Consider the following 13,665-nt stretch of genomic DNA (forward strand, 5'->3'; position numbering starts at 1 on the left):
CTGCGACACTGTCGAGCGTGACCCAGCCTCAGACGTATCCGACGCCGCCGGCCGGCGGGCAGCCGCCCGCCGGCTACCCACCACCGGCCGGTTGGGTGCCGCCGCGCCCCGGCCACCCACCACCGGCCGGTTGGAGGCCGCCGCCGCGCCCCGGCTTCGCGCCGACGCCGGTCGGCCCCGGCGGGCAGCCGCTGGCCAGCTTCGGCGACCGCCTGCTGGCCTTCCTGATCGACAGCGCCGTCGCCGGCCTGGTCGTCGTGACGCTGTTCCTGCCGGTCATGATGTACGTCTGGTTCGTCGTGGTCGACGATTTCACCCGGACCGACCCGGCCGACCAGTTCCCCGCCACCCACCCCAAGTCGTTCCTGACCGACTTCGTGCTGCCGCTGTTCCTGGCCGAGCTGGGGCTGGTCGTGCTGATGCTCGGGCTCTACTGGCTCTACCACGTCGAATACCTGTGCCGCTCCGGGCAGACGCTGGGCAAGAAGGTGATGAAGCTCCGGGTCGTCCCGCTCGACCCGACCCGGACGCTCGACCGCGCCATGGCCGGGCGGCGCTACCTCGTGCAGTTCGTCGCCGCCACGGTGGTGCCCGGGTTCAGCTACCTCGACGGGTTCTGGCAGCTCGGGGACAAGCCCTGGCAGCAGTGCCTCCACGACAAGTTCGCCGGGACGGTCGTCGTTAAGGTTGCTCCGTGAGCGTGCAACCAGGCTGGTACGTCGACCCCGCCGACCCCGACACCAGGAGGTACTGGGACGGTGAGGGCTGGATCGGCGCGCCGATCCCGGTCGACGCCACCCCGCCGGAGGGGCCGCCCCCGGTCGAGCCCCCGGCCCCGGCCAGCCCCGCCCCCGGCCCGGGCGGTCCGGCCGCGCCCACGACCTCCGGTCCCGTCCCTGGCCCGGCCGGCGCGCCGCCCGCCCCGGGCCCATTCCCCGGCTGGCCGGGGACCGGCCAGCCCCCGTTCCCCGGGCAGCCGACGGGCACCGGGCAGCAGCCGTACCCCGGTCAGCAGCCGGGGCCCGTCGGCGGCCCGCCGTACGGCCCGTTCCCCGGCCAGCCGGGGGCACCCGGGCAGGGGTACCCGCCGGGGTGGGCGTACCCGGGGTGGCCGGGGCGTCCGCCCCTGCCCCGCCCGCACGGGCTGCCGCTGGCCTCCTTCGGCGCCCGGTTCGTCGCCCGGCTGATCGACTTCGGCGCGGTGTTCCTGCTCAACGCCGTCGTCAACGGCTGGTTCGTCTACCGGTACGTCGAGGAGGTCACCCCGTACTTCCGCGAGGTGCTGCGCCGGAGCATGGCCGGCGACACCTCCACCGACGGGCTGCCGCAGCCCGGCGAGCAGGCCGGCGGGCTCCAGGTCGCCATCCTGCTCATCGCCACCGCGCTCTGGTTCGCCTACGAGGTGCCGGCGATGGCCGGCAACGGGCAGACCCTCGGCAAGCGGCTGCTCGGCGTACGCGCTGTGCCGGTCGAGGCCGACCAGCCGCTCGGCTTCGGGCGGGCGCTGCGCCGGTGGAGCACGCTGGGCCTGCCCACCCTGCTCTGGTACTGCTGCGGATTCGGCCTGCTGCTCCAGCTCGTCGACGCCCTCTCGCCGCTGTTCGACCACCCGCTGCGGCAGGCGCTGCACGACAAGCGCGCGCAGACCGTGGTGGTCCGGCTCCCGCCCCGCGCCACCACCCCGTCCGGCGGCCCCGCCGAGCCGGCCGACGACCCCGCCACCCCCGCCACCCGATCGGGAGACAAGCCATGACCGACACCGGACGTCACGAGCCGCCGCTGCGGCTGACCCGCGCCGACCTCGACGCGCTGCCCAACTACGTGCCCGGCCGCAGCCCCGCCGACCTGGCCCGCGAGCTGGGCCTGCCGGAGGCGATCAAGCTGGCCAGCAACGAGGTGCCGTACGGGCCGCTGCCCGGCGTGGTGGAGGCGGTCGCCGAGGCGGTCGCCGGCTCGCACCGGTACCCGGACATGGGCGTGGTGGCGCTGCGCGAGGCGCTCGCCGAGCGGCACGGGGTGCACCCCGATCGGATCGCCACGGGCTGCGGGTCGGTGGCGCTGGCCGAGCACCTGGTGCGGGCCACCTGCCTGCCCGGCGACGAGCTGCTCTACTCGTGGCGGTCGTTCGAGGCGTACCCGATCATCGCGGCGACCAGCGGCGCGACCAGCGTGCGGGTGCCCAACGACGCCGGGCACGGGCACGACCTCGACGCGATGGCCGCGGCGGTGACCGACCGGACCCGGATGGTGCTGGTCTGCAACCCCAACAACCCGACCGGCACCGCCGTACGCCGGGCGGAGCTGGACCGGTTCCTCGACGCCGTCGGCGAGGACGTGCTGGTGGTCATCGACGAGGCGTACCGGGAGTTCGTCACCGACGCCGAGGTGCCGGACGGCCTGACCTACCTCGACCGGCCGAACGTGGTCGTGCTGCGCACCCTGTCGAAGGCGTGGGGGCTGGCGGGCCTGCGGATCGGTTTCCTCGTCGCCGCGCCCGAGGTGGCCGCCGCCGTGCGCAAGGTGGTCACCCCGTTCTCCACCAGCATGGCCGCCCAGGCCGGGGCGCTCGCCGCCCTCGCGCAGGCCGACGAGGTGCAGCGGCGCTGCGCGCTGGTCGTCGCCGAGCGGGACCGGGTCACCGAGGCGCTGCGCAAGTTCGTCCCGGACGTGCCGACCAGCCAGGCCAACTTCGTGTGGCTGCCGCTGGGCGACCGGGCGGTCGGGTTCGGCAAGGCGTGCGAGGCGCGCGGCGTGATCGTCCGGCCGTTCCCGGGCGACGGGGTGCGGGTCACCATCGGCACCCCCGCCGAGAACGACGCGTTCCTCGCCGCCGCGGAGTCCGCCCTGGCCTGAGCCGCCCGGCCCTGGCGCGGGCCGCGGAGTCCGCCCAGCCGGTGTGCCGCCCGGCCCGCGCCGGTGCCGCCCGGTCGCTCAGGTGGCGGCGAGCAGCACCGGCTCGGACATCAGGAAGTAGCGCTGGTCGTCGGCGTCCGGGGCGACCGGCTCGCGCAGCCGCTCCACGGCCACGTAGCCGCCGCCCGCGTACGCCAGGCCGGGGGCCCAGCCGATGCCGTCGCGGCCCACCTCCAGCCGGAAGCGGGAGCGCTGCGCGCCGGTCCTCGGGTCGAGGGTGACCAGGTCCCGGGCCTCGGTGAGCAGGTGCACCCGGCCCGGCTGGACGGCCAGGATCCGGGCCGGGCCGAGGTCGGCGCGACGCCACAGCTCCTCGCCGGTGCGGGCCGACCGCGCGGTCACCACCCCGCCGGCCGTGCCGACGACCCGGTCGCCGTCCAGCTCCGACCCGGCCTGGTCCAGGGCCGGCGCGGCGACCGGCTCACCGGCACCGACCAGCCAGCCGCGGCCGGCCCCGTCGGCGAAGCCCTCGGCGTGCAGGCCCCGGCACCGGGAGCGGATGCTCACGCAGCCCACCGGGGTGACGGTGAGGTCGGCGGTGGCCCCGGCCGGCGTCAGGCGGGTCGTCGGCGTGCCGGTGGCCACGTCGCGGAACTCGACGGCCACCGGGGTGGCGCACCGGTCGACGGCCACGAGCCGCCCCGCCGACGTGGTGGCCACCTCGTCGCGGCACCCGCCGTCCACGTCGGCCGACCAGAGCCGCCGGCCGTCGGCGAGCGCGAAGCCGGCGACCCGCTCCGGGCCGGCGGCGACCAGCACGGTCCGGCCGTCGGCGGCGCGGGCGAGGAACAGCCCCGGCGGGGCCCACACGGTGCCGGCCCCGGTGCGGCGGGCGGTCCAGCCGGCGGCGGGCTCCGGGCCGTCGGCCTGCCAGGCCACCCGTCCGGTACGCGCGTCCAGCGCCACCAGCTTCCCGTCCGACCAGCGGCTGACGACCGTCGTCCCGTCCGCCACCACCCCGCTGACCTCCGCCGGCCAGCGCCGGTACGACCAGTACGGGGTGACCCGGTTGCGGGAGTCGGCGGGCTGGTCGGCGTACACCTGGCGGGTGGCGGCGTAGACGCGGAGCCGGCCGTCCACGATCAGCGGGGCCGCCGGCAGCCGACCCACCACGCCGATCGCCGGGGTGACCGCGCCCGGGTAGGCGGCGTGGGCGGGGGTCTCCACCGCGGCCGGCGCGAGCACCCGGTGCACGACGAAGGCGACCGCCGCGACGCCGACGAGCGCCGCGAGTGCCATCGCGACGCCCCGCCGCCCCTTCGCCACAGTCATGCCGCACCTCCGCCCGGCACCCTACCGAGGCCGTCCCGCGCCGGTGCCGGCCGGCACCCGGCCCGGCGCACGCGGTCAGGCCGCCTCGGCCGACATCGGTGGGTGGGCGGCGCGGGAGAGGTCGGCGAGGTCGCGGCGGAAGGTGCCCTCGACCGCGCGGGCGGCCAGGCCGCCGAAGAGCAGGGCCAGCACCCGGCCGTACGGTGCCGTGGCGATCGCCTCCTGCGCGACGGTGACGGCGGTGCAGGCCCGGCGGCGACGCTGGACGGTGCGCAGGACCCAGGTGGTGCGGTAGGACACGCCGATGCCCGGCGAGGCGAGCACCAGCCGCCGGGGCGCGACGCACTCCACCACGACGAACTCCTCGGCCTGGGTGCCACCGTCCGGCCGGGTGCGGGTCTCCCGCCAGGCGGTGCCGGGGGCGAGCGGGCCGGGGGTGAGCAGCTCGACCGCGTCGACCGTGCGGAGCCAGTCGGCGCGGACCGGCAGGTCGACGAGGAGCCGCCAGAGGTCGACGGCGGGCGCCTCGATGAACTCGGTGACCGTGACCGTCGACATGACACCTCCCGTGTCGTCCACGGTACGGCCGGTGGGCTCGCGGTGGGGCCCCAGCGGCGGAAGTTCCGCCGCTGGTGGCCGATCCGGGGGGTGACGGGGCACCCCGGGTCAGGGTCAGGCCAGGAAGCGCCCGACCCGGATCGCGTCGACGAACGCGGTCCAGCCCGGCGGGCTGACGGTCAGTGCCGGGCCCGCCGGGTCCTTCGAGTCGCGTACGGCGACGACTCCGGCGCTGCCGACCAGGTTGTCCGCCACCTCGACGCACAGTCCCTGGTCGTTCGAGCGGCTGCTGGTGCGCCAGACGGCACCCGCGAGATCGATCATTGTTGTTGCCTCCACTCCGTTGGGACGTCCCACGACGACCGGGCGGCACCTTCCGGAGCCGCCGGCCGGGTTCCGCCACGCGGGGAACCCGGCTCGATCAACGGAGCAGGGCAAGACAGCGGTCGCACCGGATGTGCGACCAGGTTCCGCGGCCGTCACCGGGTGGACGCCGCCGGTCCGGCCGCCCGGGCGGGGTTCGGCGGGACCCGGCGGGCGGGCCGGGCGGCGGGGCGTCGCAGGGGTCAGCGGGCGGGGTGGACGGTGCCGGTCACCTCGCCGAGGGCGATCGTGGTGCCGTCGGGGCCCGGCGCGGTGGCGGTGACGGTGACCGTGTCGCCGTCGGCCAGGAAGGTGCGCTCGGCCCCGCCGACCGTCACCGGCTCCGCGCCGCCCCAGGTCAGCTCCAGGAACGAACCGACCTGGTCCCGCCGGGGGCCGGAGACGGTGCCGGAGGCGTACAGGTCGCCGGTGCGCAGGGACGCGCCGTTGACGGTCAGGTGCGCCAACTGCTGGGCGGGCGTCCAGTACATGCCGGCGAACGGCGGCTCGCTGACCCGCTCGCCGTTCCACTCGACGGCCAGCCGCAGGTCCAGCCCCACGTGCGGTGAGTCCCGCAGGTACTCCGCGACCGGCGGGTCCTGCTCGGGCGCGGGCACGAACGCGTCGGCGAGCGCGTCCAGCGGGGTCACCCAGGCCGACACGGAGGTGGCGAAGGACTTGCCCAGGAACGGCCCGAGCGGCTGGTACTCCCAGGCCTGGATGTCCCGCGCCGACCAGTCGTTGACCAGCACCACCCCGAAGACGTGGTCGGCGAAGTCGGCCACTCCGACCGGCTCGCCGAGCACGCTGGGCACGCCGACGACGAAACCCACCTCGGCCTCGATGTCGAGGCGCACGGACGGCCCGCAGACCGGCCCGTCCGGGGTGGCCCGCTGCCCGGTGGGGCGGACGACCGGCGTGCCGGACACCACCACCGTGCCGGCCCGGCCGTGGTAGCCGATCGGCAGGTGCTTCCAGTTGGGCAGCAGCGGCGGCTGGCCGGGGCGGAAGATCTGCCCGACGTTGCTGGCGTGGTGCTCGGAGGAGTAGAAGTCGACGTAGTCGGCCACCTCGAACGGCAGCAGCAGCTCCGCCTCGGCCAGCGGCACCAGCAGCGGCTCGACCGCCGGCCGGTGGGCGGGGTCGGTGAGCAGCTCGGTCACCCGCTGCCGGACGGCGGTCCACTGCGGCCGCCCCAGGGCCAGGAACGCGTTGAGGGCCGGCCGGCCCAGCGCGCCGGCGGCCAGCACCAGCCCGGCCGCCTCGGCCGCGCCCAGGTCGAGCACGAACTCCCCGATCCGTACGCCGACGCGGGGATCGCCCCCGCCGGAGCGGAACACCCCGTAGGGCAGGTTGCGCACCCCGTACGCCGAGCCCTCGGCACCCGTCACCCAGGTCATGCGTCGCGTCCTCCGTCCACGTCCCGTCCTGCGCTCACGTCCTGTCGTGCGTGCACGTCGTGTCCCCCGTTCACCAGGCCCAACCGGACCAGGTCGGTCAGTGGCTCGGTGATGCTGCACGAGCCGTACCCCACCCACAGCGGCCGGTCGGCGGCGCGGGCGGCCCGGGCGCGCTCGACCAGCGGCAGCGGGTCGGTGGCGGCGAGCACGGCGGCCACCTCGTCCACCTCGGCCCCGTCGGCGGCGGCGAGGGTCGCGGCGAGCACGTTGCCGAAGCCGTGGTGGGTGAAGCCGGTCTCCGGGTCGCGGTGCCGCACGGCGTGGTGCAGCCCGGCGGTCAGCTTGAAGGGCAGCTCCCGGTCGCGGCAGGCGCAGATCACGGCGGCCAGCTCGACCGGGGTGGGGAACAGCTCGGCGGCCAGCCCGCCGGTGCGGAACTTCGCCGCGACCGGCGCCCCGTCGGCGCGGGCGGCGGCGACCGCGTCGAGCGCCCCCGTCAGCCCGAACGTCAGCGGCAGCTCGGCGTAGAAGGCGACGCCGCCGGACCGCCCGGCCAGGCCCAGCAGCGCGGTCAGGCCGGGCAGCGGGTCCTCGCCGCGCTTGGCGACGGCCACCTCGACCTGGCGGGCGGTGACGCCGGCCGGCAGGGCGGCCAGGGCGGCGGGCAGCCCGTCGACCCCGGTGTCGCCGATCAATCCGACCGCGAGGCCGCCCCCGGCGCTGTCGTCGCCCGGCGCGGCGGGCCCGGCCGGGCCGCCCGCTGCACCCGCCGGCCCGCCGAGGGCTCCGGCCAGCGCGCCGGAGACGACCGCCGAGGCGGGCACGAGCAGCGGGCCGACCAGCGCGGCGTACCAGGAGTCCCGGTGCCGGTGGTGAGCGGCGAGCGCGTCGGGCAGCGTCGCGCTGCCGGGCGGGAAGACCGCGGCGTCGTCGACGAGGCCGGCGAGGAGGTGTGGCACGTGCGTTGACACGGAACAAGAACTTACGGGACGCTACAAGGAACGGACAACAGCGTCCGATTATCGGACGGCAGCGGCCGGTGAACGGGGCGATGGCCGGTGAACGGCCCTATGCTCGGGTGAACGGGACGAATCGGGAGGCGACATGCCGTACTACCGCAGCGTCGGCGAGGTGCCCCGCAAGCGGCACACCCAGTTCCGCCAGCCCGACGGCACCCTCCACACCGAGGAGCTGATGGGCCAGGAGGGCTTCTCCGCCGACTCCTCCCTGCTCTACCACCGGCACGCCCCCACCGCGATCGTCGCCGCCGAGGCGTACGACCCGCCGGCCGTCACCCGGGTGCCCAACCTGCCGCTCAAGCCCCGCCACCTGCGCACCCACCAGCTCGACCACACCGGGGCCGACCCGATCCTCGGCCGGCGCTACCTGCTCGCCAACGACGACGTGCGCATCGCCTACGTGTCGGCCGACCGGCCGTCCCCGCTGTTCCGCGACGCCACCGGCGACCACTGCCTCTACCTGGAGGCCGGGTCGCTGCGGGTCGAGTCGCCGTTCGGCGTGCTCGACGCGGTGGCCGGCGACTACGTGATCATCCCGACGTCGACCATCCACCGCCTCGTCCCCACCGGCGACGGGCCGACCCGGCTGCTGGCCGTCGAGGCCGCCGGGCACGTCGGCCCGCCCAAGCGCTACCTGTCGGTGCGCGGCCAGTTCCTGGAGCACTCGCCCTACTGCGAGCGCGACGTCCGGGGGCCGGACACCCCGCTGCTGGTCGACGGTTCCGACGTCGAGGTCCTGGTGCGGCACCGGCGCGGCTGGACCCGACACGTCTACGCGCACCACCCGTTCGACGTCGTCGGCTGGGACGGCCACCTCTACCCGTGGGCGTTCTCGATCCACGACTTCGAGCCGATCACCGGCCGCATCCACCAGCCGCCGCCCGTGCACCAGACGTTCCAGGGCCCCAACTTCGTGATCTGCTCGTTCGTGCCCCGCAAGGTCGACTACCACCCCGACGCCATCCCGGTGCCCTACCACCACCACAACGTCGACTCCGACGAGATGCTGTTCTACACCGGCGGCAACTACGAGGCCCGGCGCGGCTCCGGCATCGGGCAGGGCTCCATCTCGCTGCACCCGTCCGGCTTCACCCACGGCCCCCAGCCCGGCGCGGCCGAACGCTCGATCGGCGTCGACTTCTTCGACGAGCTGGCCGTCATGGTCGACACGTTCCGCCCCCTCGACCTGTGCGACGCGGCGACCGAGTGCGAGGACCCGGCGTACGCCTGGACCTGGGCCCGCCCCGCCGCCGGCTAGGACGCCACGGCCACGGAGGCGTCGACCCGGCGGGCGGGCCCGCCGGTCAGCTCCGGCACCGTCGTCGAGACCCGCCCGTACCGCCCCGACCGGACGGCCCGCCCGAGGGCGACGAGCGCCGCCGCCACCGGCGCGGGGGTCCCCGCCCCGACCAGCCCGTCCCGGTAGGCGTCGTCGTCGACGTGGACGACCTCGACGGGCCGGCCGAGGCGCGCCCCGAGCAGGCCGGCCAAATGGTCGGCGGTGAGGGCCTCGGGGCCGGTCACGTCGAGCGTCCGGCCCGCGAGACCACGTGCCGGCCCCGGACCGGCGGCCAGCACGGCGGCGGCCACGGCCGCGCAGTCGTCCCGGGCCACGTACGCCACCGCGCCGTCCCCGGCGTTCGTCACGTGCCGGCCGGTGGACACGGCGGGGGCCAGCAGCTCCGCGACCCCCGAGGCGTAGATGGCGTTGCGCAGGATCGTCCACGGGAGCCCGCAGCCGCGCAGGTGTTCCTCGGTGGCCCGGTGGGCGGAGTTCAGCAGCTCCGGCGGCCCGTCGCAGGCCACCAGGGACGTGTAGACGACGTGCCCCACCCCGGCGGCCACCGCCGCGTCGATCGCCGCCCGGTGCTGGGCGATCCGCCGCGCGGGCTCCCAGGCGGCCGTGCTCACGATCAGCAGCCGGTCGATCCCGGCGAGGGCCGCCGGGAGCCCGGCCGGCTCGTCGAAGTCGACCCGCCGCGCCTCGACGCGCTCCGGTGCCGCCCGGCCCGCCCCGGCCAGGGCCGCGCCCGGATCGCGGGTCAGCGCCACGACCCGGTGCCCCGCCCCGGCCAGCATCCGCACCGTACGCCCGCCGAGCCCACCGGACGCGCCCGTCACCCCAACGATCATCTGATCCCGCTCCGTTCACGGACGTGGCCCCGCCCGCCATGGGAAAGGCAGTTGCCGCCCCCATCCTGGACAGCGAGGATCGATCGCGGAAGACGGCACATCCGCCTGCCTCAGGCACACCGGAGTAACCGATGACGACACCCCCGCCGGGTGCCCGGCTGGCCCAAGAGCTGGTCCTCCCGCCCGGCGTCCGGGTGACGGAGGCGATGCGCGAGCACTGCCCGCTCCGCGACACCCTCGACCGCATCGGCGACCGCTGGACGGTGATCGTCGTGGTGCTGCTGCGCGGCGGCCCGCGCCGATTCAGCGACCTCCAGCGCGCCACCGAGGGCATCAGCCGACGGATGCTGACCCACACCCTGCGCAACCTGGAACGCGACGGACTGGTCACCCGCACCGTGCACCCGTGCGTGCCGCCCCGGGTGGACTACGCCCTCACCGCCGAGGGGCACAGCCTCACCGGCCCGCTCACCGGCCTGCTGCACTGGTCGATGCGCCACCACGACCACGTCCGCAGCTCCCGGCAGGCATACGACAACTCCCGGCAGGAGCCCGAGGCGGGCGGGCCGCCCGCGTAACTCGGTGGACCGGCCCGGCCCGCACCGGCCATCGTGGCCGGATGAGCGGAGACGGACCGTCGAACGCCGAGCGGCGGGTGTGGGCGGCGCTGCCCGACGACGTACGCGAGACCCTGGCGACCCTGCCGGCGGCGGACCTGACCACGCTCCTGCTCTCCCTGGCCCGGACACGGGCCGCGCGGATGCGGCCCGCCGAGGTGCTGCGCCGCTGGCGGGAGGACCGGTTCGTCCGCCCGGCCGACACCGACCCGCGCGCGAGCGCCGCCGTGCAGGCGCTGCTGTGGGAGCTGCTGCCCGCCGAGGTGGCGGGCGTGGAGCTGTCCCCCGTCGCGCCGCTGGGCACCTGCGCGGCCGTCGGCCCGGGCAGCCAGGACCGCATCGTCACGGCCCTCCGCCCGGTGGAGGTCGTCAGCGACCCCACCAACGCGCTGGCCGTCGAGGCCGCCGACCGGCGGCGACACGGCGACAGGCGGGGCGCGGTGCACCTCGCGGCCAGCCACCGGGTGCTGCGGGCGCAACGGTTCGGCCCGGGGATGCAGGCGCACTTCCGGCTCTTCGCACTGGTGTCCAGCGCCCGCGACACCGGCTCGGGCCGCACCCAGGCCCGGCTGCTGACGCTGCACCTCGCCTACTGGCAGCGGGTCCTCGCCCGGCTGGCGTCGTCCGCCGCGCCGACGCTGCGGTTCACCGTCCTCGGCTCCCCCGTGCTGCGGGAACGCCTCGACGACACGGTGCTGCCCGCCCTCGCGGCGGGCGGTGTGCCGCTGGCCGAGGAACCCGACCGCACCCGTGGCCGGGGCTACTACGTCGACGCCGCGCTGCGGATCACCGCGACGCCCGGCGGCGAGCCCGTCGAGCTCGGCGACGGCGGCTTCACCACCTGGACGGCCCAACTCACCACCGACGCCAAGGAACGCTGCCTGACCTCCTGCATCTCGGTAGACCGCCTGACCGCCCTCGCCACCAGGGCCCCGGACGCCCACGCCGGGTAGGTCGCCGGACGGCGACCACGCCAAGGCCCGCCGCAGTCCGCTCGGACGACGACCACGTCAGGGGTTCGCCGGGGCCCGCCCGCGGAGGGATCAAGCCTGACCGCCCGGAGCGGGCGGGCCCCGGCGAACCCCCACCCCGCACCCGACGCAACAGGACGACTCAACGCACCGTCCGGGAGAACACCGCCAGCTCCGCCACGGCCGCCACCGCGATCGCCGCCACGAGCGGCCACGGCGTCCCCACCAGCGCATAGAGCAGCAACAGCAGAGGCCCGGCGGCCACCGCGTACACCGCCAGGGCCAGCGAGCGGTCCGAGCGCAGCAGACCCGGCAGCACCGTACGTGTCAGCCCCGGCACCCGCGCGGCGAGCAGCCAGCCGAGCACCGCCCCGCTCACCGCCACCAGCACCGCGAGGAACCGCGACGGGCCGGACGACGACACCCCGGCCGCCGCGACCGCCACCAGCACCGCTCCCACGAGCGTCCAGCCCGCCCCGTACAGCACCAGCCGACGCAGGTCGTCGACGACGCCCCGGGGCGAGTCGGGCGCGGCCGGGGCCGCCTGGACGGCCGGCACGTTCTCCGCCAGCTCGGCGAGCGCCGAGGCGTACCGCCGCCGTTCCAGCCGGACGATCCCGGGCTCGTCGCCGGCCCGGTCCAGCTCCGGGTCGAGCCGCAGCGCCTCCCGGTACGCCCGCTCGGCCAGGTCGTACAGCCGCAGCCGGGCGGCGACGAGGGCGAGCACCAGGTGCGCCTGGGACTCCTCCGGGGCCAGCTCGACGCCCCGCCAGGCGGCGTTGAGGGCCGGCTGCCCGTTGCGCGAGCCGGACAGGATCGCGGCGGCGCTGCGCTGGGCGTACGCGTCGTCGGCGGCGGCGAGCAGCCGGCCGGCGGTGCCGGCCGCCTCGGCGTACTCGCCCTGCTCGACCAGGGCCAGCCCGCGGGCAACGAGCGCGGCGGCGGTGTCCGGGGCGACGGCCAGGGCCGCCTCGGCGGCGGCGCGCGCCTCGGCGGGCCGGCCGGCGGCCAGGTGCACCCGGGCGAGGGTCGTCAGCGCGTCGGCGTTCGCCGGTTCCTGGGCGAGGGCGAGGCCGACCTCCCCGGCGGCCTCGTCGTAGCGGCCGAGGTCGGCCAGGAGTTGGGCGCGCTGGAGGTACTCCTCGGCGGTGGCGTCGCTCGACATCGGGCGACCCTACGCGGGCGGGACCGGGTGGACCAGGGCCACCGCGATGCCGGCGAGCCCCTCGCCGCGCCCGGTGAAGCCGAGCCCGTCGGTGGTGGCGGCGGAGACGGTCACCGGCGCGCCGACCGCCTCGGAGAGCACGGCCTCGGCCTCGGCGCGGCGCGGCCCGATCTTCGGTCGGTTGCCGACGACCTGCACGGAGACGTTGCCGATCTCGAAGCCGGCCGCCCGGACCCGGCGGGCCGTCTCGGTGAGCAGCGCCACCCCCGGCGCGCCCGCCCATTCGGGCTCGGCCACCCCGAAGTTGGCGCCGAGGTCGCCGAGGCCGGCTGCGGAGAGCAGCGCGTTGCAGGCGGCGTGCGCGACCACGTCGGCGTCGGAGTGCCCGGCCAGGCCGTCCTGGTCGGGCCAGAGCAGGCCGGCCAGCCAGCAGGGCCGGCCCGCCTCGAAGGCGTGCACGTCGGTGCCGATGGCCACCCGAGGAACGATCATGAACCGAGGGTACGCGTCACGCGCCGCCGGCCAGCAGGTGCTCGGCCAGCGCGAGGTCGAACGGGCGGGTGACCTTGAGGGCGTGCTCGGAGCCGGGGACGCAGACCACCGGCACGCCCTGCTTCTCGACGAGCCCCGCGTCGTCGGTGAGCGGGTCGCCGGCCGCCTCGTGGGCGGCGGTCAGCACGGCGCGGCGGAAGCCCTGCGGGGTCTGCACGGCGCGCAGGGCGGACCGGTCGACCGTGCCGAGGACCACCTCGCCCGGGCCGACCTCCTTGATCGTGTCGACGACCGGGAGGACGGGAATCACCGCGTCGTGCCCGGAGCGGACCGCCGCGGCGACGGACTCGACCAGCTCGGGAGGGGTGAGCGCACGGGCCGCGTCGTGCACCAGGATGATCTCCGGGCCGGCGGGGACGGCGGCCAGCGCGGCGGCCACGGACGCCTGGCGTTCCGCCCCGCCGGGGACGACCGTCACCGGGGCGACCGGGGCGAGCAGGTCGCGTACGGCGTCGACCTCGGCCGCCGGGGCGGCCACCACGATCGTGTGCACGGACGCGGCGGCGGCGATCCGGCGCACGGCGTGCACGAGCAGCGGCTCACCGGCGAGGGGACGCAGGGCCTTGGGCGCGCCCGGGCCCAGGCGTACGCCGGCACCGGCCGCAGGCACGAGGACCGCGACGTCACCGCGCGGATTGAGCTGCGCGGTCACGTCGCGGTCCTCGGATTCTGCTGCTGTGGGGTGGTCGATGATCAGGTGCG

At 76.6% G+C, this 13,665-nt stretch carries 15 protein-coding genes; 6 read left to right on the forward strand and 9 right to left on the reverse strand.

Translation table 11 applies throughout. The features are described from left to right. Nucleotides 1-17: 17 nt before the first annotated feature. Genes O7628_RS09745 through hisC form a run of 3 tightly spaced genes read left to right on the forward strand, consistent with a single transcriptional unit; the run spans nt 18 to nt 2,853 of the window. Nucleotides 18-698 carry an RDD family protein gene (locus tag O7628_RS09745; protein ID WP_278129761.1) on the forward strand — a complete coding sequence of 227 codons (681 nt, stop codon included), beginning with the start codon at nt 18-20 and terminating at the stop codon, nt 696-698. Beyond that, complete coding sequence (locus O7628_RS09750; RefSeq protein ID WP_278129763.1) at nt 695-1,753, forward strand: RDD family protein; 1,059 nt, start codon at nt 695-697, stop codon at nt 1,751-1,753. Before O7628_RS09745 ends, O7628_RS09750 begins: the two co-directional genes overlap by 4 nt. Then, a complete protein-coding gene (gene hisC, locus O7628_RS09755; RefSeq protein WP_278129765.1) occupies nt 1,750-2,853 on the forward strand; it encodes a histidinol-phosphate transaminase in 1,104 nt (367 codons plus the stop codon). Before O7628_RS09750 ends, hisC begins: the two co-directional genes overlap by 4 nt. Nucleotides 2,854-2,931: 78 nt before the next feature. Here hisC and O7628_RS09760 read toward each other — a convergent pair whose 3' ends face one another. The 5 genes from O7628_RS09760 to O7628_RS09780 form a co-directional block, all read right to left on the reverse strand. After that, nucleotides 2,932-4,185 carry a PQQ-binding-like beta-propeller repeat protein gene (locus O7628_RS09760; protein WP_278129767.1) on the reverse strand — a complete coding sequence of 418 codons (1,254 nt, stop codon included), beginning with the start codon at nt 4,183-4,185 and terminating at the stop codon, nt 2,932-2,934. A gap of 75 nt (nt 4,186-4,260) precedes the next feature. Further along, nucleotides 4,261-4,743, reverse strand: coding sequence for an SRPBCC family protein (locus O7628_RS09765; RefSeq protein ID WP_278129769.1), 483 nt, complete (start codon nt 4,741-4,743; stop codon nt 4,261-4,263). A gap of 114 nt (nt 4,744-4,857) precedes the next feature. Continuing rightward, a complete protein-coding gene (locus O7628_RS09770; RefSeq protein ID WP_074472304.1) occupies nt 4,858-5,067 on the reverse strand; it encodes a DUF397 domain-containing protein in 210 nt (69 codons plus the stop codon). 242 nt (nt 5,068-5,309) lie between these two features. Continuing rightward, a complete protein-coding gene (fahA, locus tag O7628_RS09775) occupies nt 5,310-6,506 on the reverse strand; it encodes a fumarylacetoacetase (protein ID WP_278129772.1) in 1,197 nt (398 codons plus the stop codon). After that, nucleotides 6,503-7,477, reverse strand: coding sequence for a hypothetical protein (locus O7628_RS09780; protein ID WP_278129774.1), 975 nt, complete (start codon nt 7,475-7,477; stop codon nt 6,503-6,505). The genes fahA and O7628_RS09780 overlap by 4 nt, the downstream gene beginning before the upstream one ends. A 133-nt stretch (nt 7,478-7,610) precedes the next feature. Here O7628_RS09780 and O7628_RS09785 point away from each other — a divergent pair, with 133 nt between their 5' ends. Next, nucleotides 7,611-8,783, forward strand: coding sequence for a homogentisate 1,2-dioxygenase domain-containing protein (locus O7628_RS09785; RefSeq protein ID WP_278129775.1), 1,173 nt, complete (start codon nt 7,611-7,613; stop codon nt 8,781-8,783). On the opposite strand, the gene O7628_RS09790 is transcribed toward O7628_RS09785, so the two are convergent. Next, nucleotides 8,780-9,658, reverse strand: coding sequence for an NmrA family NAD(P)-binding protein (locus O7628_RS09790; RefSeq protein ID WP_278129776.1), 879 nt, complete (start codon nt 9,656-9,658; stop codon nt 8,780-8,782). The two genes, O7628_RS09785 and O7628_RS09790, sit on opposite strands and share 4 nt — an antisense overlap. Nucleotides 9,659-9,789: 131 nt before the next feature. Here O7628_RS09790 and O7628_RS09795 point away from each other — a divergent pair, with 131 nt between their 5' ends. Beyond that, the gene (locus O7628_RS09795; RefSeq protein ID WP_278129778.1) at nt 9,790-10,236 is read left to right on the forward strand and encodes a helix-turn-helix domain-containing protein; all 447 of its coding nucleotides are present in this window, start codon (nt 9,790-9,792) and stop codon (nt 10,234-10,236) included. Nucleotides 10,237-10,277: 41 nt separating this feature from the next. Continuing rightward, nucleotides 10,278-11,228, forward strand: coding sequence for a hypothetical protein (locus O7628_RS09800; protein WP_278129780.1), 951 nt, complete (start codon nt 10,278-10,280; stop codon nt 11,226-11,228). Nucleotides 11,229-11,388: 160 nt separating this feature from the next. Here the strand turns inward: O7628_RS09800 and O7628_RS09805 are convergent, their stop codons facing one another. The 3 genes from O7628_RS09805 to ispD are packed head-to-tail and all read right to left on the reverse strand — an operon-like array spanning nt 11,389 to nt 13,615. Beyond that, nucleotides 11,389-12,411 (reverse strand): tetratricopeptide repeat protein, encoded by a 1,023-nt coding sequence (locus O7628_RS09805; RefSeq protein WP_278129781.1) that lies wholly within the window; start codon nt 12,409-12,411, stop codon nt 11,389-11,391. Between the two features lie 9 nt (nt 12,412-12,420). Continuing rightward, nucleotides 12,421-12,903 (reverse strand): 2-C-methyl-D-erythritol 2,4-cyclodiphosphate synthase, encoded by a 483-nt coding sequence (ispF, locus tag O7628_RS09810; RefSeq protein WP_043965064.1) that lies wholly within the window; start codon nt 12,901-12,903, stop codon nt 12,421-12,423. A 16-nt stretch (nt 12,904-12,919) separates the two neighbouring features. Then, nucleotides 12,920-13,615: a 2-C-methyl-D-erythritol 4-phosphate cytidylyltransferase gene (gene ispD / locus O7628_RS09815; protein ID WP_074472298.1), complete on the reverse strand. Its 696-nt coding sequence runs from the start codon at nt 13,613-13,615 to the stop codon at nt 12,920-12,922. Nucleotides 13,616-13,665: the final 50 nt, after the last annotated feature.

This window comes from Micromonospora sp. WMMD956, from assembly GCF_029626125.1.
GTDB lineage: Bacteria > Actinomycetota > Actinomycetes > Mycobacteriales > Micromonosporaceae > Micromonospora > Micromonospora carbonacea.

Coding starts and splice junctions, on each gene's coding strand:
- O7628_RS09805 (WP_278129781.1), bottom strand. CDS start 12,411: ATGTCGAGCGACGCCACCGCCGAGGAGTACCTCCAGCGCGCCCAACTC.
- O7628_RS09765 (WP_278129769.1), bottom strand. CDS start 4,743: ATGTCGACGGTCACGGTCACCGAGTTCATCGAGGCGCCCGCCGTCGAC.
- O7628_RS09785 (WP_278129775.1), top strand. CDS start 7,611: ATGCCGTACTACCGCAGCGTCGGCGAGGTGCCCCGCAAGCGGCACACC.
- O7628_RS09790 (WP_278129776.1), bottom strand. CDS start 9,658: ATGATCGTTGGGGTGACGGGCGCGTCCGGTGGGCTCGGCGGGCGTACG.
- ispF (WP_043965064.1), bottom strand. CDS start 12,903: ATGATCGTTCCTCGGGTGGCCATCGGCACCGACGTGCACGCCTTCGAG.
- O7628_RS09800 (WP_278129780.1), top strand. CDS start 10,278: ATGAGCGGAGACGGACCGTCGAACGCCGAGCGGCGGGTGTGGGCGGCG.
- O7628_RS09795 (WP_278129778.1), top strand. CDS start 9,790: ATGACGACACCCCCGCCGGGTGCCCGGCTGGCCCAAGAGCTGGTCCTC.
- O7628_RS09770 (WP_074472304.1), bottom strand. CDS start 5,067: ATGATCGATCTCGCGGGTGCCGTCTGGCGCACCAGCAGCCGCTCGAAC.
- fahA (WP_278129772.1), bottom strand. CDS start 6,506: ATGACCTGGGTGACGGGTGCCGAGGGCTCGGCGTACGGGGTGCGCAAC.
- hisC (WP_278129765.1), top strand. CDS start 1,750: ATGACCGACACCGGACGTCACGAGCCGCCGCTGCGGCTGACCCGCGCC.
- O7628_RS09760 (WP_278129767.1), bottom strand. CDS start 4,185: ATGACTGTGGCGAAGGGGCGGCGGGGCGTCGCGATGGCACTCGCGGCG.